A 19,427-nucleotide genomic window follows, 5' to 3' on the forward strand; every position below is an offset into this window, starting at 1 on the left:
CCGTCCTCGGACACCCCCGCTAGTGTGCCCAACCGGTCAAGATTCAAAAACTCGCCCGGTAGCACCTGAAACAGCCCTAGGCTACTTACATGGCAACAGACGACTCCCTCGCAACCGGCCAGCGCTCACTCGGCGACCCCACCCTCGACTACCCCCTCCACCCACCGCTGACCTCGGGCTGCCCGAACACCGGCACGGCGGACGTCTCCTACCCGGTCGAGGTCGACTACGCCTACGACAAGGTCGACCCGGCCGCCCTGTTCGCCCCCGTGCGGACCCGCGGCGGCCTGGAGCGCTGGGCGCCGCTGCTGCCCCCGCTGCTCGCGCCCGGCCTCGGCGAGGGCGCCACCCCGCTGGTCGAGCTCGAACCGGGCGTGTACGTCAAGGACGAGTCCCGCAACCCGACCTGGAGCCACAAGGACCGGCTGAACCGCTGCACCACCAGCGCCGCCGTCGGCGTCGGCGCGCCCGGCATCGCGGTCGCCTCCTCGGGCAACCACGGCGCCTCGGCGGCCGCCTACGCCGCCCGCGCCGGGCTGCCGTGCGTGGTGTTCACCGGCCCGGACACCCCGCCCGCCGTGGACGCCTTCCTCAACGCCTACGGCGCCGTGGTGCTGCCCGTCCCGTGGGAGGCCCGCTGGCCGCTGCTGCGCCAGGTCGTCGAGCGGCTCGGCCTGCATCCGGTCAGCAACCTGACGCCCACCCACACCGGCCACGCCTACGGCCCCGAGGGCTACAAGACCGTCGCCTACGAGATCTTCCAGGACGTCGGCGTGCCGAGCGCGGTGTTCGTCCCCACCGGGTACGGCGAGCTGCTCTTCGGGGTGTGGAAGGGCTTCGTCGAGCTGCGTCGGCTGGGCCTCGCCGACCGGGTGCCGCGCATCTACGCCTGCGAGTCGGCGGCCTCCGGCCCGCTGCACCGGGCGCTCGCCGAGGGACTCCCGGCCGCTCACGTGCCGGTCGGCCCGAGCGCGGCCTACTCGATCGCCTCCCCGGTCAGCGGCTACCGGGGCGTCCTGGCGGTGCGCGAGAGCGGCGGTGCGGCACTCACGCTGGACGACGTCCAACTCGCCGACGCCCAGGGCGAGATGGCCCGCGCCGGACTGTGGGCCGAACTGTCCGCGGCGGCCGGACTGGCCGGACTGCGCAGCCTCGGCGCGCAGGCCCCGGACGACGGTCCGGTGGTCTGCGTCTCCACCTCCAGCGGCTTCAAGGACAAGGGCATGGGCACCCACCGGACCGCCCCGGCCACCCCGACCTGGGAGGAGGTCGAGCGCCGCCTGCGCGCGGCCGGGATCACCGCCTGACCGAAGCGCCCGACCGAGCCGCGCACCGAAGCCCGCAGCCGGAGCCCGCAACCGAGGCCCGCACCCGAAGCCCGCACCCGAAGCCCGCAACAGAAGTGCACGACCGGTACCGGAAGCCTGCTGTTCGTCGTACCGTTCGCTGACGTAGGGTCGGCGTTCGCCCACGCACAGCAGGCTTGCTCCGCCCCAACTCCCCCGCGTCGAAGGGCTGTCACCGTGATCCTGTCCTCCCGTCGGCTGTTGCCGCTGGCCGTCGCCGTCGCGGCGGTGCCCGTGCTCGCGCTCCCCGCGGTGCCGTCCGCGGCGGCCTCGTACGGCACCCCGACCATCACCTTCTCGGCCGGCTACCTGTCCGGCGCGGTCGGCGCCACCGGCGATCCGACGGTGAGCGTGACGGTCGCCCAGAGCGGCGCCGCCGCCTCGGCGTTGACGGTCGCCGCCTCGGCCAGCACCCGCGGCAGCGTGGCCCGGGCCGGCGACGTGACGGTGACCGGCAGCGGCGCCACCCGCACCCTGGCGGTCGCCGCCCAGGGCGTCGGCTACACCGACCTGACCGTCAAGGTGACCGGCCTGGGCGGCAAGACCGCCACCCGTACGCTGCACTACGCCGCCTCGGCCGCCGTCCGGGACTCCGCCGCGACCCGCTACCTGACCGGCTCCAGCGACGCCTCGGCCGCGGTGGACGCGGGCGGCGGCTTCATCCTGGTCGGCGACGACGAGTCCAACACCCTGCGGCTCTACGACCAGAGCAACTCCGGCTCCCCGGTGCGGACTTGGGACTTCAGCTCGGCGCTCGGCGTCGACAAGGAGATCGACATCGAGGCCGCCGCCCGGGTCGGCGACACGATCTACTGGACGGGCTCGCTCGGCAACAACAAGGACGGCAAGGTCAAGCCGGACCGGCACACCCTGTTCACCACCAAGGTCACCGGTTCCGGCGCCAACACCCAGCTGTCACTGGCCGGTTCGTACCACGGCCTGCGCGACGACCTGATCGCCTGGGACAGCGCGCACGGCGACCGCTACGGCTTCGCGGCGGGCTCCGCCGAGGGCCAGGCGCCCAAGCAGATCGACGGATTCAACGTCGAGGGCCTGGAGTTCGCCCCGGGCAGCGGCAGCACCGCGTACATCGGCTTCCGCGCCCCGCTCACCCCGGCGGTCACCGGCGGCCGGGCGCTGCTGGTGCCGGTCACCAACTTCCCTTCGCTGTTCGACGGTTCGGCCGCGCACGCGGCCATCGGCGAGCCGATCGAGCTGGACCTCGGCGGCCTGTCCGTCCGCGACCTGCGCCGCAACGCGCTCGGCCAGTACCTGATCGTGGCGGGCTCCTGGGCGGCCGAGGACAACTCCGCGCCGTACGCGCTCTACCGCTGGGACGGCCGGCCGGGCTCCCAGCCGGTCAAGCTGATCGACCTGCCGACCAGCGACGCCGGCGCCTGGGAGGCCGTCCCGGACGTCCCGGACCTGAACGCCCCCGGTGCCCGCGCCCAGCTGATCACCGACAACGGCTCCGCCGACCTGTACGCCGACGGCACGGACGCCAAGGACCTCACCCACCCGGAGTGGAAGAAGTCCCGCAGCACCTGGTTCACCCTGGGCTGACCACCGCGCCCACCCCAGACCGGCCCCTCGGCCCCGCCAGGCCGAGGGGCCCTTCCCCGCCCGAGCGCCCCCACCGCGGGAGCGCCCGCTCCTAGACCGTCGTCCGCCCCCGCCGCACCAGCCACCAGGTGAGCACCAGCGAGAACACGAACACCGTCAGGTTCAGCCCGTTCTCGATCAGGTGGAAGGTCCCCAGTCGACTCGCCGGCTGGTAGGCCTGCTGGACGCCGACCAGCCCCTGCTGCTGGAGGCAGGAGACGAAGGCGTCGCCCCGCCCGTCCGGGATGCTGCCGCAGTACTGCGTCATCACGTCGCCGTACGCGTGGACGTGCCCGGCCGCGTCCACGAACGGCGCTTTGCCGCCGTCCAGCAGCAGTTCGTTGGGCACCGCCGCCAGCGGATCGGCGCCGGCCGAGCGGTCCGGCCCGAGCGGCAGCACCCGGGTCAACGGGTCGAGCAGGTGCGGGCGCAGCTGTTCCATCGCCCAGGTGCGCAGCCCGAAGGCGCCGAGCACCACGGCGAAGGCGGGCAGCAGCCGGCGCAGCGCCGCCCCCGCGGCCACCCCGAACATCCCCCAGGCGAGGCCGAGGGTGAGCGGCATCCACCCGCCCGCCTGGAAGAGCGTCCCCTCGAACAGGCTGCGCCGGTCGGCGAGGTGGACGAGCTGGGAGACGTGCAGGCACTCGGCGGCGAGCGCCGCGGACAGCGCCGCGACGGCGGTGCCCAGCACGGCGAGCTTGCCGAACAGCCAGCGCTGCGGGCTGAGGTCCTGGGACCAGGCGAGCAGCAGGGTGCGGTGCTCGTACTCCTTGGCCAGCAGCGGCACCCCGAGGAAGGTGCCGATCATGGCGGGCAGGAAGACCACCAGGTTCAGCTGGTAGCCGGCGAGGTCGGCGGCGTCCCTGATCCGGGCGGCCCGCTCGTCGGCGACGGCCTTGGTGCAGCCCGACCCGTGGCACAGCTCCATGGCGCTCCGCAGTTCGGCGGCGTTGACGGCCATCCAGACCAGCAGGACGACCGTGACGGCGGCGAAGCCGATCAGCGCCGCACGGTGCTGGCGCCAGGTCAGCCAGAGGATGCCGCGCCACACCCGGCCCCGGGCGGCGGCCGCGGGCCGGGTGTCGCCGGCCGCCGGCCGGGCGGTGAAGACTGCGCTCGCAGTACGGTCACTCGCAGTACGGTCGCTCACAGTCCGGTCTCCCCGAGCGAGGTCTTCAGGTAGGCGAGCACGATGTCCTCCAGGGTGACGGGGTGGCTCGTCCAGCCGGGGGCGTCCAGCGGAGTGGCCGCGCCGAGCAGGCTGCGCACCACGAAGGTGGACTGCCGGGCGGTGTGGCTCCGGTGGACGACCTCCCCCTCGACCGGTGGCCGCTCGGCGCGCGGGCCGGTCAGCCGCAGGTGCTGGGTGAGCAGGTCCTCGGTGTCGCCGCCGAGGATGGAGCGGCCTTGCGAGAGCAGCAGTAAGTGGTCGCCCACCCCGACGAGTTCGGCGACGACGTGGGTGGAGAGCAGCACCGTCATCCCGGTCTCGGCGACCTCTCCGAGCAGTTCGCCCGTGACGGCCTTGCGGGCGACCGGGTCGAGGTTGGCCAGGGGCTCGTCCAGCAGGAGCAGCGAGGGGCAGGCACCGAGCGCGACGGCGAGCGCCACCTGGGCCTGCTGTCCGCCGGAGAGCTTGTCGCAGCGCCGGTCGAGCGGCACGGCGAACCGCTCCAGCCAGTCGAGCGAGCGCCGCTGGTCCCAGACCTGGTTGGTGTGGCGGCCGAAGGTCAGCATGTCGGCGACGCTGAAGCCCCGGTAGAGCGGCTTGTCCTGGGAGAGCAGCACCACCCGGCCGCCGGCCCGGTACTCCCCGGCGGTGGGCCGGACCATGCCGCTGACGATCCCCATCAGGGTCGACTTGCCGGCGCCGTTGGCGCCGACCAGGGCGATCACCCCGCCGGCCGGGAGGGTGAAGGTGCAGTCGTCGAGTGCGGTGACGCCGCGGTACCTCTTGGTCAGCCCGTGCGCCGCGAGCGCCGGCTCGGTGGCGATCACGAGCTCGCCCCGTGCCGGGCGGCATCGCGGTCGACGGCATCGTGGTCGACGGCGTCACGCTCGGCAGCGGCGCGGCCGACGGCGTCACGCTCGGCGGCGGCCGGCTCCTCCGCGAGTACCGCCGTGACCAGGGCCTTGACGTCCTCGTCCTCCAACCCGGCCCGACGGGCCTCGGCGACCCAGCGGGCCAGCCCGGTGCGCAGCCGCGCCATGTCGTGCGGTTCGACCGCGCCGAGCGAGCCGGTGACGAAGGTGCCGGAGCCCTGCCGGGCCTCGACCAGGCCGACGTGCTCCAGCTCCTTGTAGGCCTTGAGCACGGTGTTGGCGTTGACCGTGCACGAGACGACGACGTCCCGTACGGCCGGGAGGCGGTCCCCGGGCTTGAGCACCCCCAGCCTGAGCGCCTCCCGCACCTGGCGGACGAGTTGGGCGTAGGCCGGGACGCTGTCGCTCCGGTCCACGTGGAATTCGATCACGGGCATCTCCTCGCATCGCTGAGGGTCTTGAGGCGTGCCCGTGAATTGTTACGGTCTACTAGAACACTGGTCAACCACTACACTGAAACTCCGTTACCGGATCCCGTGGGCTCACACCTCGACCAGCACCTTCCCCCGGCTCGCCGAGCGGTCGGCGTACAGGCTGCGGTAGGCGGCCGGGATGCTGTCGAAGCCCTGGTGGACGGTCTGTTGGTAGCTCAGCTCCCCGCTGCGCACCAGGGCTCCGAGGTCGCGCCGCAGCGCGGCCCAGTTCTCCTCGGTGAACCACTCCAGCGAGAAGATGCCGCGGATCACCGTGCGCGGGAACATGATCATCGGCAGCAGCCGGGGGCCCACCCACTCTCCGCCCACCTGACTGCCCCACTGCCAGCAGACCGCCACCCGGCTGTCCACCGAGAGCATCCGGAACACCGTGTCGGTGAGGGTGCCGCCCAGGCTGTCGAAGTAGCGGTCGACGCCGTCCGGGGCGAGTTCGGCCAGCTCCTTCGCCAGCCGTTCCGGATCGTCGCCGTCCCGGTACTCCAGCACCGCGTCGAAGCCCAGCTCGCGCAGCCGGGCGGCCTTCGCCGGGGTCGCCGTGGTGCCGATCACCCGGGCGCCCCGGTGCCGGCAGAGCTGTCCGACCACCGAGCCGACCGCGCCGCTGGCCCCGCTGACCAGCACGGTCAGTCCGGGCCGCACGTCCAGGAACTTCTCCACCGTCCCCCAGGCCGTCATCCCGGGGCCGCCCAGCAGGCCGAGCGCGGTGCTGATCGGCAGCTGTTCGTCGTAGTCCGCCCGGTCCAGCCGGCGGTAGGCCGGGAAGACCATCGGGAAGGTGCCGGTCTGCCAGAGCCAGGACTCCCCGGTGCCGATCACATGGCTGCGCCAGCCGCCGAAGCCCTGCACCAGGTCGCCGACCGCGAACCGCGCGGCGGGCCCGGCCCGCACCACCTCCATGATCGAGTCGGCGCCCATGTGGTCGCCGACCGGGGTGTCCAGCGCGATCCCCTGGAGGTAGGGGTCCACCGACACCCACCGCGTGCGCAGCAGCATCTCGTCCTCGGCGAGCCGGACGTCCACCTCCTCCACGACCTTCCGGTACATCCGCGCCACGTCCGGCACGCCGTCCAGGTGCTCGCGGACGACCCACTTCTCGATCCGCACCTTCTCGGCCGTCATCAAGGACTCTGCGGTCGTCAAGGGCTCTGTGGTCGTCACGGGCTCGGCGGTCGACAAGGGCTCTGTGGTCGTCACGGGCTCGGCGGTCCTCATCAGGTGACTCACGAAGTGACTCCAAACTGCCGGTCGTCGGGCCCGACCGGGTCGGTGATCAGGGTGGGCGGCGGCGCGTGGTCGTCCACCTCGGCGGTGAACGGCCGGGCGTCGTCGCGGCAGATGAACTGCACGACGTGCCGGCCGGCGGCGGCCGCGCGGATCAGGCCGCCGGTGGTCGCCCAGACTCCGGAGAGGTAGAAGTTGGCCAGGCCCGGCAGCCCCGGGCCGTTGCGTTTGATCTCCTCCTCCAGGGTCTCCCCGCTCTCCACGAAGGGCTGCCAACCGAGCACCGTGCCGTCGTAGTTGCCGGTGTAGCGGACCTGGGTGAGGGGGGTGGAGACGTCCTTGACGGCCACCGCGTCCCGCAGCCCGGGGTGGTGGCCGTCCAGGAACTCGATGACGGCGTCGCGGACCCGGCGCTTCTCCCGCTGGTACTCCCGGCCCCGGCCGACCGGCAGGGTGTGCAGTTCCTCGCCGCGCCGCAGCCGGGGCATCTGCTCGGGGCCGGTGCTCAGCGCCCGCCAGGGGGCGATGTCGCAGAAGTAGCTGGCGTAGACGACGGTGGTCCCGGCGGGCGACAGCTCGGGGTAGTGGCGGCTGCGGAACTGGATGTTGATGCTGGGGTGCCGGATGCCGGTGAGCCGCGCCGCGAACTCGTCCTCCAGCAGGTACGTGGTGCACGGGTCGCCGGCCGGGAAGGGCGTGCGCAGGCCGAGGAAGACGGTCAGGTAGCCGGGGAAGACCATGCCCGGCTCGGTCAGCGTCCGGGTGTAGAGCCGCCGGTAGGTGTCGGTCAGGTAGCGGCCCTTGAGCAGGTCGAGCATCGTGGTGCGGCCGTCGCAGGCGGCCACCACGATGTCCGCGCGCAGCTCGCGCCCGTCGCTCAGCCGCACCCCGACGGCGGTGTCCCGCTCGACCAGGATCTCGGTCACCTTGGTGTTGTAGTCGATCTCGCCGCCGAGCCGCCGGTAGCGCTGCTCGATCGAGCGGGCCAGCCCGAGCGAGCCGCCCTCCGGTACTCCGGCGGACTGCCCGGCGTGCGAGGCGAGTTGGAAGTACGTCGGCAGCACCGGGAAGTTGGGGTGCTTCTCGTACAGCACGAAGTTGAACGCCTCGCGCAGCAGCGGGCTGCGGAAGCGGGCCGAGTAGTCGCTCATCAGCACCGAGATCGAGCGCCGGATCACGTTGAAGTACGGCAGGAAGGAGGCGAGCATCCGCCAGCGCTCCCACCGGCCCATCAGCCCGACCGGCTTGAGGAACGGGTAGCGGGCCAGCGCCTGGCGGAACGTGCGCAGTCCGGCGCAGAACTGCCGGATCTGCCGGGCGTCCTCGGGGGCGAGGTCCAGCAGGTGGGCCTCCAGCCGGTCCGGGTCGGAGTAGAAGTGCACCGCCCGGCCGTCCCGGGTGCGCACCACGTTGAAGACGTCGAAGTTGCGCATCCGCTTGCCCTGCAGCGCGCCGAGCTCCAGCCAGATCCGGTGCATCTCGTTGCCGGGACCGCTGCCCAGCAGCCAGCTGATGCAGCAGTCGAAGGTGAACTCGCCGCGGTCCCAGGCGGTGCAGCAGCCGCCGGGCAGCTCGTGCATCTCCAGGACGCGGGTGCGGTAGCCGTTCATCTGCGCGTAGCAGCCGGTGGACAGGCCGCCGAGGCCGCCGCCGACGATGATCATGGACTGCCTGGGGCTCATTCGGGTACTCCCATGGTGACCGCGTCGAGTTGCGGCAGCGGGCCCCACTTGCCCGGGTGCCAGGGCTCCCGGTTGTCGCTGGGCCAGGCCCGGAACGGCCGGCCGAGTTCCCGGCAGAGGTACTGGGCGGCGTACCGTCCGCTGGTGGCGGCCCGGATCAGGCCGCCGAGCGAGGCCCACTGACCGGCCATCGAGAAGCCGCTGAGGCCGGGCAGCCGCATCCGGTCCCGGTTGACCAGCCGGTTGGCGGCGTCCTCGGCCTCGGAGAACGCCTGCCAGGCGAGGATGCTGCCGTAGGTGTTGCCGGTGAACCGCTCGGTGGTCACCGGCGAGGCCACGTCGACCAGTTCGATCCGGGCGCCGAGCCCGGGGTGGGTGCGCTCCAGGAACTCCCGGACGAATCCGGCGACTTGTTGCTTGCGTGCCCGGTAGGCCCGGCGGTCGCGGGTCCGCAGCTCCTTCCAGGAGCGGTAGTCGCTGAAGTAGGTGCAGTGCAGCACCGACTTGCCGGGCGGGGCGAAGCCCTCGGCGTAGTTCGAGCGCAGCTGCACCACCAGGCTCTGCTGGAGCGAGCCGGGCAGGCGGGCGGCGTCCTCGGGCGTCAGCAGGTAGGTGGTGCTGTGCGGTTCGCCGGCCTGCAGCGGGCCGTCCACGCCGACGAAGGCGGAGACCACCGCCGGGTAGAGGTTGCCGGGCTTGTCCAGCAGTTCGCCGTACAGCCGGTCGGTGGCGGGGCTGGAGTAGCGCCCGCGCAGCAGCCGGTCGAGCACCGTCGGGCCGTCGCAGGCGGCCACCACGTGGTCGGCGAAGTGCCGGGTGCCGTCGCGCAGTTCGACGCCGACGGCGCGCCCGTCCTCGACCAGGATCCGGTCCACCCGGCAGCGGTAGCCGATCGCCCCGCCGAGCGAGGTGTAGCGCTCCTCCACCGAGCGGGCCAGCCCGAGCGAACCGCCCTGCGGGAAGCCCGCGTTGCCGGTGTGGGCGGCGGCCAGGGTGTACAGGTAGGGCAGCAGCGGGAAGCCGGCCGGCTCCTGGAGGAACATGGTGGGGAAGGCCCGGCGCAGCAGTGGGTCCTGGAAGCGCTCGGCGAAGCCGCTCATCGGGGTGGTCGCGGTGCGCCAGAACAGCCGGAAGGCGGGCAGCAGGCCGCGCAGGGTGCGCAGCCGTTCGGCGGTGGTCCGCAGCGGCGGCGGGGTGAGGTCCCAGGGCAGGTCGATCGCGGCGAAGCGGCGGAGGTCCCGGCAGAAGGCCCGGATCGGCGCGGCGTCGCCGGGGGCGAGGGCCAGTAGGTGGGCCTCCAGCCGGTCCGGGTCGGTGTGGAAGGTGACGGCGCGGCCGTGTTCGTCGACGACCCGGTTGAAGGTGTCGAAGTGGGTCACCGACTTGCCGTCCAGGGCGCCGAGTTCGCGCCAGACCTGGTGGGCGCCGGTGCCCTCGGCGGTGCCGATCAGCCAGTCGATGCAGTAGTCGAACAGGTAGCCCTGCCGGGACCACGCGGTGCAGCAGCCGCCGGGCAGCACGTGCTTCTCGAAGATCCGGGTCTCCAGCCCGCTCATCTGGGCGTAGCAGCCGGTGGCGAGGCCGGCCAGGCCGGCCCCGATCACGATCACCCGGGGCGGGCCGGCGGTGGCCCGCTCCCGGCCGGACCAGTCCGGCCCGCGGTCAGCCGCGGCCATCGGCGCCGCCTCCCGTCCGGAGGTCGGCGGCCGGGAGGTCGGCGGCCGGGAGGTCGGCGGCCGGGGCGGCGGCCAGCAGCCCGGCGGCCAGTTCGGCGTTGCGGGCGGCGAACTCGCCGTCCAGCATCTCGGCGTGGCTGCCGTGGCCGGGGTGCACGGCGGTGCCGGCGGTGGAGGCGCCGTGCCAGGAGCCCGGTTCGCCGGCCGTGTGGAGGCCGAGCCGCTCGCGCTCGCAGACCACGGCCAACCGGGCCCGGACGGTACCGGTGTTGGGCGTTCGGCTGCAGAACTCGAGGTAGTCCCGGGCCTGCTGGAGCGTCTCCTGGGCGACGATCGTGGAGCCGGTGTGGCGGTGCAGGTGCTCCCGGAGTTCGCGTTCGAAGACGGCCACGTGCTCCGCGCCCAGGTCGAAGGCGTCCAGGACCCGGTAGGCGTCCACCAGCAGCAGCGCGTCGACGGTGCGGCCGCGCCGTTCCAGCTCCTTGGCCACCTCGAAGGCGAGGTTGCCGCCGAGCGAGTAGCCGAGCAGCAGGTACGGCCCGTCCGGGTGCAGCGCCTCGACCAGGTCGGCGTAGCGGGCGGTCTTGTCGTCGCCGGTCAGGTAGTTGAAGGCGGCGATCCGGTGCCCGGGCAGGTGGGCGGCGAGCTGGCGGTAGACCAGGCCGTGCCCGCCGGCCGGCGGGAAGCAGAACACCGTACGGGCTTCCGGCGCCTCGGCGTTGAACCACAGGTGGGGCTGGCCGCCGGCCACCTCGCCGGTGATGATCTGCTCGACGGTGCGGGCCATCCCGTGCAGGGTGGTGACCTTGAACAGCAGGCCGACCGGGATGCTGATGTTGAACTCGGTCTGCAGGTGGTGGATCAGCTCGATCAGCCGGATGGAGCTGCCGCCGAGCTCGAAGAAGTCGTGCTGGAGGCCGACTTCGGCCAGGCCGAGCAGCTTCTGCCAGTGTTCGGCGACCCGCGTCTCGTAGAGGGTCACCGGCGGTTCGTGCCGGGCACCGCCGGTGTCGGCCTCGGGCTCGGGCAGGGCGGCGAGGTCGACCTTGCCGTTCGGGGTGAGCGGCAGGGCGGGCAGTTCGGTGAGGTAGGAGGGGATCATCACGGTGGGCAGGTGTTCGGCGAGGTGGCGGCGCAGTTCGCGGCGGTCCAGCCGGACGCCCTCGGCGGGCACCAGGTAGGCGGCCAGCACCGCCTCGCCCACAACGTCCTGACGGACCGTCACGCAGGCTTCGGCGATTTCGGGCCGGGCGGTCAGATGGGCCTCGATCTCGCCGGGTTCGATCCGGTGGCCGCGCACCTTGACCTGGTTGTCGATCCGGCCGAGCAGGTGCGCGGTGCCGGCGGTGTCCCAGTGGCCGAGGTCGCCGGTGCGGTAGAACCGCCGGGGGGTGCCGTCCAGGTCGAGTTCCCGGAAGCGCCGTTCGGTCTGTTCCGGGTCGTTGGGGTAGCCGGCCGCGACGCCCGCGCCGCCGATCCACAGTTCGCCGGGCACCCCGACCGGGACGGGCTCGCCGTAGCGGTCCAGGACGTACAGTGCGCTGTTCGGGAAGGGGCGCCCGATCGGGACCATCCGGCCGGGCTCCAACTCCTCGGCACCACCCTCGTAGTAGCTGCTGTCCACGGTGGCCTCGGTCAGGCCGTAGGAGTTGACCAGCCTGGTCTCCGGGCCGCACAGGGCGCGCAGTCGGCGGTGCTCGGCGGCCTTCCAGGAGTCGGAGCCGACCACCAGCAGCCGCAGGAAGTCCAGCCGCTGCCCGGAGCGTTCGCAGTGGGCCAGCAGGGCCCGGGCCACGGCGGGCACGAACTCGCCGCAGTCCACCGCCTCTTCCCGCATCACCCGGTACAACCGGGCGGTGTCGAAGAGCAGTTCGCGGTCGACCAGGACGAGGGTGCCGCCGGTGCCGAGCGCCCGGGCGAGATCGCCGGAGAACACGTCGAAGGCGCTGCCGGCCATCTGGAGGTGCACCCGGGCCTCGGTGTCCAGCCGGTACTCGGCGCGCCAACCGGCCGTCGCGGCCGCCAGGTTGCGGTGGTCGACCCGGACGGCCTTGGGGCGCCCGGTGGAGCCGGAGGTGTGGATCACGTACGCGGACCGGTCCGGGTCGGCCGGGGGCAGCGGCCCGGCGCCGGCGGCGGGGCCGTCCAGCTCGGCCAGGGTGACCAGTGGGGCGGGCAGTTCGGCCGGGAGGGGACGGCGTTCGTCCACCACGACCAGGGCCGCCCCGGCGTCGGCCACCTGGTACGCCAGCCGGTCGGCCGGGTGGCCGGGGTCGAGCGGCAGGTAGGCGGCGCCGGCCCGCCAGACCGCCAGCAGGGTGGTGATCAGCTCGGGCGACTTGTCCAGGCAGACCGCGACCACCGATCCCTCGCCGACACCGAGTCCACGCAACCGGGCGGCGGCCCGCTGGGACGCGCGGTCCAGCTCGCCGTAGCTCAGCCGCCGGACGGCGTCCCGGCCGGGGGCGACCACCGCGACGGCCTCCGGGTGTTCGGCGGCGGCCTTGGCGATCAGCTCGGGCAGCGGCACGTCGTGGTCGATCCGCCGCCCGGCGCCGCTGAACTCGTCGAGGATGCGGCGCCGTTCGGCCTGGTCCAGCATCGGCAGCCGGCCGACCGGTTCGCCCTCGGCGGCCCGGGTCATGGCGACCAGCAGGTTGCGGTAGTGCGCGGCCAGGCGCCGGACGGTGTCGGGCTCGAAGAGGTCGGAGTTGTACTTGAGGACGCAGTGGTAGCAGCCGTCCGCGCGGTCCTCGTAGGCGGACAGGGTGAGGTCGAACTGCCCCTCCTCCTCGGGGAGTTCGATGTACTCCAGGCGGTAGCCGAAGCGCTCCACGGCGACCTTGTGGGTGAGCAGGATGAACATCGCCTGGAACACCGCGGAGCGGCTCGGGTCGTGCTGCAGGCCCAACTGCTCGACCAGCAGCGGGAACGGGTACTCCTGGTTGTCCAGCCCGCCGAGCACGCTCTCCCGCACCCGGGCGATCAGCTCGGTCACCGTCGGCTCCCCGGCCAGGCTGACGTGCAGCGGCAGCGGGTTGACGAAGTAGCCGTAGACGGAGCCGAACTCCTCCTGGGTGCGGCCGGTGACGGGGCTGCCGACCACGATGTCTGGCTGCCCGGACCAGCGGTGCAGCAGGAGGTAGTAGGCGCCGAGCAGCACCATGAACGGGGTGGCGCCGTGTGCGCGCGCCAACTCGTGGACGCGGGCAGTCAGTTCGCCGTCCAGCCGGAAGAACTCGGAGGCCCCGTTGTGGGTCTGCACCGCCGGGCGCGGCTTGTCGGTGGGCAGGGCGAGGACGGGCATCGCGGCGGGCAGGTGGCCGCGCCAGTAGTCGAGCATCCGCTGCGCCTGCGGCCCGGCCAGGAAGCGGTTCTGGTGGTTGAGGAAGTCCAGGTAGCGGGCGGCTACCGGGGGCAGTTCGGGGGTGCGGCCCCGGCGCAGCGCCTGGTAGACCTCGAACAGCTCCTCGATGAAGGTGAAGGTGGAGATCGCGTCCGAGACGATGTGGTGGACGGCCTTCATCAGCACCCAGCGGTCCGGTCCGCGCCGGAACAGCCGCAGCCGTACCAGCGGGTCCTCGGCGAGGTCGTACGGCCGCCGGTACTCGCGGACGATCAGCTCGTGGATCTCCTCCCACGGGCGGCCCTCGACGTCGAACAGCCCGGTGTCGGCGACGACTTCGCTGCGGATCCGCTGGACGGGGCGGCCCTCCTCGGCGGTGAAGGCGGCGCGCAGGCCGGGGTGCCGGGCGACCAGGAAGGCGAAGGCGGCGAACACCAGGCCCGGGTCGAGTTCGGCGCGCACCTCGACGGCGCCGCCGATGTTGTACGCGAAGCCGTCCGGGTGCAGCTGGCGCAGGAACCACAGCGCCTGCTGGTTGTGGGTGAGCGGGTAGCGCGAGGCGTCGGTGTGCAGCTCGACCTCGGCCCGCTCCGGGCCGCCCTCGGCGGCGAGCCGCTCGGCCAGGCCCTCGGTGAGCAGCTCGACCAGGTCGGCGACGCTGCCGTTGCTGAGCAGTGCCACCACCGGCAGGGCGACGCCGAGTTCGCCGTGCACCCGGGCGCGCAGCTCCATCGCGAGCAGCGAGTCCAGGCCGTGGGCGCCGAGCCGGGTGTCGGGGGTGATCCGCTCGGTGCCGGTGCGCAGCACGGCGCCGGCGGCCGCGGTGAACCGTTCGGTGACCAGCGCGCGGCGGGTCTGCGGGTCGGCGGCGCGGTAGCCGTCCAGGAAGCCGCCGCTCTCGGCCGGGGCCTGCTCGGCGGCGTTCGCGGCCAGCTCGGCGACCAGCGGCGGCGGGGTGGGGTACCAGGCGAGGAAGGTCGGCCAGTCGACCACGGTGGCGACCAGCAGTTGGGCGCGGTCCTGCCCGAGGACGCGTTCCAGTACGGCGGTGCCCGCCTCCGGCGGCAGCGAGCTCATGCCGCGGGCGTCGCGGTAGTGGGCGACCAGGCCGAGTTCCTCGATCATGCCGGTGGCCCAGGGGCCCCAGTCCAGGCTGAGCGCGGGCAGGCCGGCGGCTCGGCGGTGGTGGGCGAGGGCGTCCAGGAAGGCGTTGCCGGCCGCGTAGTTGGTCTGCCCGGCGGTGGTGAGCAGCGAGGCGACGGAGGCGAACAGCACGAAGTGGTCGAGCGGTTCGTCGGCCAGCAGCCGGTGCAGCAGGTGGGCGCCGGTCACCTTGGGGGCGTACCCGGCGTCGAAGGCGGGGCGGTCCATCTGCGCCAGCAGGGTGTCCCTGACCTGTCCGGCGAGGTGGAATACACCGCGGATCGGCGGGAGCCGGCGCTGCCGGTGGTCGGCGAGCCAGTCGGCCAGGGCGCTCCGGTCGGTGACGTCGACGGCGGCGAGCAGCGGTTCGGCGCCGAGTTCCTCCAGTTCGCGCAGGAAGGCGATCCGTTCGCCGGCCGGGCTCGCCGGGTCGACGGTGTGCCATGCGGTGCGCGGCGGCAGGGCGGTGCGGCCGACCAGGACGAGCCGCCGGGCGCCGCGGCGCACCAGGGTGCGGCAGAGCAGTCGGCCGAGCGCGCCGAAGGCTCCGGTGACGAGGTAGCTGCCGTCGGGGCGCAGCACCGGCGGCAGCGGCCGGGTGAGGCCCTCGGCGGGGCGCAGCCGGCTGGTGAGCCGGCGCTCGGCCCGCAGGGCGAGTTCCGGTTCGGCGTCCTCGGGGGCGGCGAGTTCGGTGAGCAGTGCCTCGGCTTGGGCGACGGCCGGGGCGGCGAGGTCCAGGTCGATCAACCGGCCGCGCTGGGCGACGAGTTCCTGCTGCCAGAGCACCCGGCCGATGCCCCAGGCGGGGGCGCCGAGCGGCTCGACCGGCTCGGCCGGGAGGACGGACTGGGTGCCCCGGGTGACGATGTGCAGCCGGCCGTCGGGGCGGGCGGCGGGCAGCGCCTGGGCGAGGGGGATCAGCGAGTAGGCGCCGAGGGTGGCGAGCCGGTCGAGCTGCCCGGGGTCGGTGGTGTCCAGGGCGGGCAGGTCGAGGTTCCACAGGTGGCCGACGGTCCGGTAGGTGGGGTCCAGGTCGGCGAGCAGCTGCCGGAGGTCCTCGGCGGAGTCGGGCCGTACGGTGCTCTCCTGGGCGCCGGCCGCGTAGGCGGCGCCGGGCCGGACGAGGTGGCTGCGGGCGCCGCGCTCGGCGGCCAGGGCGGCCAGCCGCTCGGCGAGGCCGCCGGAGTCGGCGAACAGCAGCAGGTCGCCGATCGGCTGCTCGGCGGGCGCGGCCGGGGTGTCCTGCCAGCCGAGTTCGGTGAGCCAGCCGTCGATGGTGGCCAGGCCCACCGAGCCGGCCGCCTTGGTGACGTCGGCGGCCTTGAAGCCGGTGATCCGGCCGAGCGGGGTGCCGTCCTCGGCGTACAGGGCGAGGTCGCCGAGGAGTTCGCCGCCGCCGTCCCGGGTGACGGTGGCGTGCGCCCAGAGCGGCTGGTCGCCGATGGCGTCGAGCCGGACCTCCGCGATGGAGACCGGCAGCCGGACGCCGCCGTCCTCGGGCACGTGCAGCCGGGTGGTGAGCAGGGTCTGGAAGCAGGCGTCGAGCAGGACGGGGTGCAGGTGGTGGTCGGCCGCGTCGGGGCCGAGTCCGTCGGTGGGGCGGATCCGGGCGAGCGCCTCGCCGGGCCCGGCCCACACCTCGGCGACGGCCCGGAAGGCGGGCCCGTAGTCGTAGCCGCGCTCGGCCAGCCGCCGGTAGCAGTCGGGGCCGTCGAGGTGCTGCCCGCGGGCGCGCAGCGCGGCCAGGTCGGGGGCGGGCCCGTGGGAGCGGCGCTGGCCGGTGCGGACCCGACCCCCGGCGTGCACAACGGGTTCGGCGCCGGCCGGGGTGGCGGCGATGGTGAAACGGGCGTCCTCGGGGGCGTAGCCGAGCTGGACCGGGACGGGTTCGGTGTCGGAGAGGAACAGCGCCCGGTGCAGTTCGATCTCGGCCAGGACCACCTCGGTGCCGCCGGTCAGGGCGCGGACGGCCTGGGCGGCCATCTCCAGGTAGCCGGCGGCGGGGAAGACCGCCCGGCCCTCGATCCGGTGGTCGTCCAGGTAGGGCAGCCGCTCGGGGTCGAGCGCGGTGGTCCAGGTGGGCTGGGCGGCGGTGGTGCGGCGGCCGAGCAGCGGGTGGTCGAGCTGTCCGAGCCGGACCTGCTCGACCGGCTTCGGCTCGACCCAGTAGCGTTCGCGCCGCCACGGGTAGCTCGGCAGCGGCACCGGGCGGCCGGCCGGGTGCAGTGCGTCCCAGCTCAACTCCACTCCCAGGGTGTGGAGTTCGGCGAGGGTGCGGGCGATGCGCTCGGGTTCGTCCTGCTGCCGGCGGATCGACGGCAGCGGGTGCGCCCGCTCGGCGCACTCGCGGATCGCGTGCCCGAGCACCGGGTGCGGGCCGACCTCCAGGAACAGCCGGTGGCCGTCCTCGGCCATCCGCTCGACGGCGGCCCGGAAGCGCACCGGGTTGCGGACGTTGCCCCACCAGTAGCCGCCGTCCAGCTCCGGGCCCCGGGCGAGCCCCTCGCGGGCGGTCAGGTAGATCGGCAGCTTCGCCTGCTGCGGCTTGATGCCGTCCAGGGCGGCGAGCAGTTCCTCCCGGATCGGGTCCATCCGCACGCTGTGGTACGGGACTTCGACGTCGAGGAAGCGGGCGAACACGCCCTGCCGGTCCAGCTCCCCGGCCAGTTCGCGCAGCGCCTCGGTGTCCCCGGCGAGGGTCACCGCGGAGGGGCTGTTGACGGCGCCGAGCGAGACCAGGTCGCGGTACGGGCGGATCCGGCGCTCCGCCTCGGCCTCCGGCAGGCCGACGGCGAGCATCGAGCCCGTCCCGGCCAGCCGCTGCTGGAGGCCGCTGCGGGCGAGCACGACCCGGACGGCGTCGGCCAGGTCGTAGACCCCGGCCTCGTGGAAGGCGGCGACCTCGCCGGTGCTGTGACCCACCACCGCGTCGGGGCGCACCCCGTGGCTCCGCCAGAGCGCCGAAAGGCCCAGCTGGACGGCGAAGTTGGCGGGCTGGGCGAGCCAGGTCCCGGCCATCCTGGAGTCGGCCTCGTCGCGCCCGAGTTCCGTCAGCAGCGACCAGCCGGCCTGGGCGCGGATCTCGGCGTCCACCGCCCGGACGGCCTCCCGGTAGACCGGCTCGCTCTCGTACAGGCCCCGGCCCATCCCCCACCACTGCGGTCCCATGCCGGTGAACACCCAGGCCAGGCGCCGATCTCCGGGCTCCAGGGCGCGGCCCTGGACGACCCTCGGGTGGGCCTCGCCGCGTGCCGCGGCGGTCAGTGCCTCGGCCAGGTCGGCCGGTCCGGTGTGCACCACCGCGAGCCGCTCGGGCAGGTGCTGGCGGCGGTGCGCCAGGGTGTGGCCGAGGTCGGCCGGGCAGGCGCCGTCGGCCAGCTCCTGCCGTACGGCGGCGGCGAGTTCGGGCAGTCCGGCGGCGTCCCGGGTGCTCAGCGGGAGCACCGTGACGGCCGGCCGGGGCGCGGGGGCGGAGGCGGGGGGCGCGGGCGGCGGCGGTTCCTCCAGCAGGACGTGGGCGTTGGTGCCGCCGAAGCCGAAGGAGTTGACGCCGGCCCGGGCCGGGCCCCGGTGGTCGGGCCAGTCGACGGGGGCGGTCGGGATGTCGAAGGGCAGCGCGGCCAGGTCGATGGCCGGGTTGGGCCGCTCCAGGTTGAGGTGCGGCGGGATGCGGCGGTGCTTGAGCGCCAGCGCGGTCTTGATCAGCCCGGCGACGCCGGCGGCGGCCTCGGTGTGCCCGATGTTGGTCTTCACCGAGCCGACGTAGCAGCGCTCCCCCGCGCGGCGGCCGATGCCCAGCACCCGGCCGAGCGCGGCCGCCTCGATCGGGTCGCCGACCGGGGTGGAGGTGCCGTGCGCCTCGACGTACTGCAGGCTGCCGGGCGTCACCCCGGCCCCGGCGCAGACCCGCTCGATCAGGGCCGCCTGGGCGTCCGCGCTGGGGACGGTGATGCCGTTGGTGCGGCCGTCCTGGTTGACGCCGCTGCCGAGGATCACCGCGTGCACCTGGTCCCCGTCGCGCAGCGCGTCGGCGAGCCGCTTGAGCACCACCACGCCGACCCCCTCGGCCCGGACGTAACCGTCCGCGGCGGCGTCGAAGGCGCGCGAGCGGCCGTCGGCGGAGAGGAAGCCGCCCTTGGTCTCGGCGATCGTGTACTGCGGCGCCATGTGCAGCAACGCACCGCCGGCCAGGGCGAGTTCGGTCTCGCCGCGGACCAGGCTCTGGCAGGCCAGGTGGACCGCGACCAGGGAGGAGCTGCAGGCGGTGTCGATCGAGACGCTGGGGCCGCGGAAGTCGAAGCAGTGCGAGATCCGGTTGGACACCATCGTCATCATGGTCCCGGTGGCGGTGTGCGCGGCGATGGTGGCGAAGTCGAGGTCGGCGAACTGGAGGATCTTCCAGTCCAGGGTGAAGGCGCCCATGTAGACGCCGACGTCCCGTCCGGCCAGTTCGCCGGGGCGCAGCCCGCCGTCCTCCAGCGCCTCCCAGCTCACCTCCAGGAGCTTGCGCTGCTGCGGGTCCATGTGTTCGGCCTCGCGCGGGCTGATCCCGAAGAAGGCCGGGTCGAAGGTGTCGAAGCCGTCGATGTAGCCGCCCCGGCCGCCGATCAGCCGCCCCGGCTTGGCCCGGTCCCGGCTGCCCAGGGTGCCGGTGTCGTACCGGTCGGCGGGGGTGTCGGTGAGACAGTCCCGGCCCTCGATCAGGTTGCGCCAGTAGGTCCGGTGGTCGTTGGCGTGTCCCGGCAGGCGGCAGCCGATGCCGGTGATCGCGATCCGTTCGCAGGGCACGGCGAAGGGCGAGGTGGTCATGGTCCATTCCGAGGGTGGTGGCGGGGCGGCGCGGGCGCGGGCGGGGTGGCGTGGGGGTGGGTGGG

General features: G+C 73.9%; 9 protein-coding genes. 2 read left to right on the plus strand and 7 right to left on the minus strand.

What is annotated here, in order from left to right; translation table 11 throughout:
- Positions 1-89: 89 nt before the first annotated feature.
- On the plus strand, positions 90-1,307 hold the full coding sequence (locus tag ACZ47G_RS06200; protein WP_465740281.1) for a threonine synthase: 1,218 nt from the start codon (positions 90-92) through the stop codon (positions 1,305-1,307).
- A gap of 216 nt (positions 1,308-1,523) precedes the next feature.
- Complete coding sequence (locus tag ACZ47G_RS06205; protein ID WP_465740282.1) at positions 1,524-2,909, plus strand: hypothetical protein; 1,386 nt, start codon at positions 1,524-1,526, stop codon at positions 2,907-2,909.
- 91 nt (positions 2,910-3,000) lie between these two features.
- Here ACZ47G_RS06205 and ACZ47G_RS06210 read toward each other — a convergent pair whose 3' ends face one another.
- The 7 genes from ACZ47G_RS06210 to ACZ47G_RS06240 all read right to left on the minus strand — a co-directional run bounded on the left by ACZ47G_RS06210 (position 3,001) and on the right by ACZ47G_RS06240 (position 19,362).
- On the minus strand, positions 3,001-4,098 hold the full coding sequence (locus ACZ47G_RS06210) for a hypothetical protein (RefSeq protein WP_465740283.1): 1,098 nt from the start codon (positions 4,096-4,098) through the stop codon (positions 3,001-3,003).
- Complete coding sequence (locus ACZ47G_RS06215) at positions 4,095-4,946, minus strand: ABC transporter ATP-binding protein (protein WP_465740284.1); 852 nt, start codon at positions 4,944-4,946, stop codon at positions 4,095-4,097. The genes ACZ47G_RS06210 and ACZ47G_RS06215 overlap by 4 nt, the downstream gene beginning before the upstream one ends.
- Positions 4,943-5,428: a GntR family transcriptional regulator gene (locus tag ACZ47G_RS06220; protein ID WP_465740285.1), complete on the minus strand. Its 486-nt coding sequence runs from the start codon at positions 5,426-5,428 to the stop codon at positions 4,943-4,945. Before ACZ47G_RS06220 ends, ACZ47G_RS06215 begins: the two co-directional genes overlap by 4 nt.
- A 105-nt stretch (positions 5,429-5,533) precedes the next feature.
- Complete coding sequence (locus ACZ47G_RS06225; RefSeq protein ID WP_465740556.1) at positions 5,534-6,589, minus strand: MDR family NADP-dependent oxidoreductase; 1,056 nt, start codon at positions 6,587-6,589, stop codon at positions 5,534-5,536.
- Between the two features lie 116 nt (positions 6,590-6,705).
- On the minus strand, positions 6,706-8,388 hold the full coding sequence (locus ACZ47G_RS06230) for a phytoene desaturase family protein (protein WP_465740286.1): 1,683 nt from the start codon (positions 8,386-8,388) through the stop codon (positions 6,706-6,708).
- Positions 8,385-10,064, minus strand: coding sequence for a phytoene desaturase family protein (locus ACZ47G_RS06235; RefSeq protein ID WP_465740287.1), 1,680 nt, complete (start codon positions 10,062-10,064; stop codon positions 8,385-8,387). The genes ACZ47G_RS06230 and ACZ47G_RS06235 overlap by 4 nt, the downstream gene beginning before the upstream one ends.
- Positions 10,051-19,362 carry a non-ribosomal peptide synthetase/type I polyketide synthase gene (locus ACZ47G_RS06240; protein WP_465740288.1) on the minus strand — a complete coding sequence of 3,104 codons (9,312 nt, stop codon included), beginning with the start codon at positions 19,360-19,362 and terminating at the stop codon, positions 10,051-10,053. Before ACZ47G_RS06240 ends, ACZ47G_RS06235 begins: the two co-directional genes overlap by 14 nt.
- Positions 19,363-19,427 lie beyond the last annotated feature (65 nt).

This window comes from Kitasatospora sp. NPDC030952 (assembly GCF_055571335.1).

Bases quoted from the DNA above. Each gene is read 5' to 3' on its own strand.
- ACZ47G_RS06200 (WP_465740281.1), top strand. From the start codon at position 90: ATGGCAACAGACGACTCCCTCGCAACCGGCCAGCGCTCACTCGGCGAC.
- ACZ47G_RS06220 (WP_465740285.1), bottom strand. From the start codon at position 5,428: ATGCCCGTGATCGAATTCCACGTGGACCGGAGCGACAGCGTCCCGGCC.
- ACZ47G_RS06230 (WP_465740286.1), bottom strand. From the start codon at position 8,388: ATGAGCCCCAGGCAGTCCATGATCATCGTCGGCGGCGGCCTCGGCGGC.
- ACZ47G_RS06235 (WP_465740287.1), bottom strand. From the start codon at position 10,064: ATGGCCGCGGCTGACCGCGGGCCGGACTGGTCCGGCCGGGAGCGGGCC.
- ACZ47G_RS06240 (WP_465740288.1), bottom strand. From the start codon at position 19,362: ATGACCACCTCGCCCTTCGCCGTGCCCTGCGAACGGATCGCGATCACC.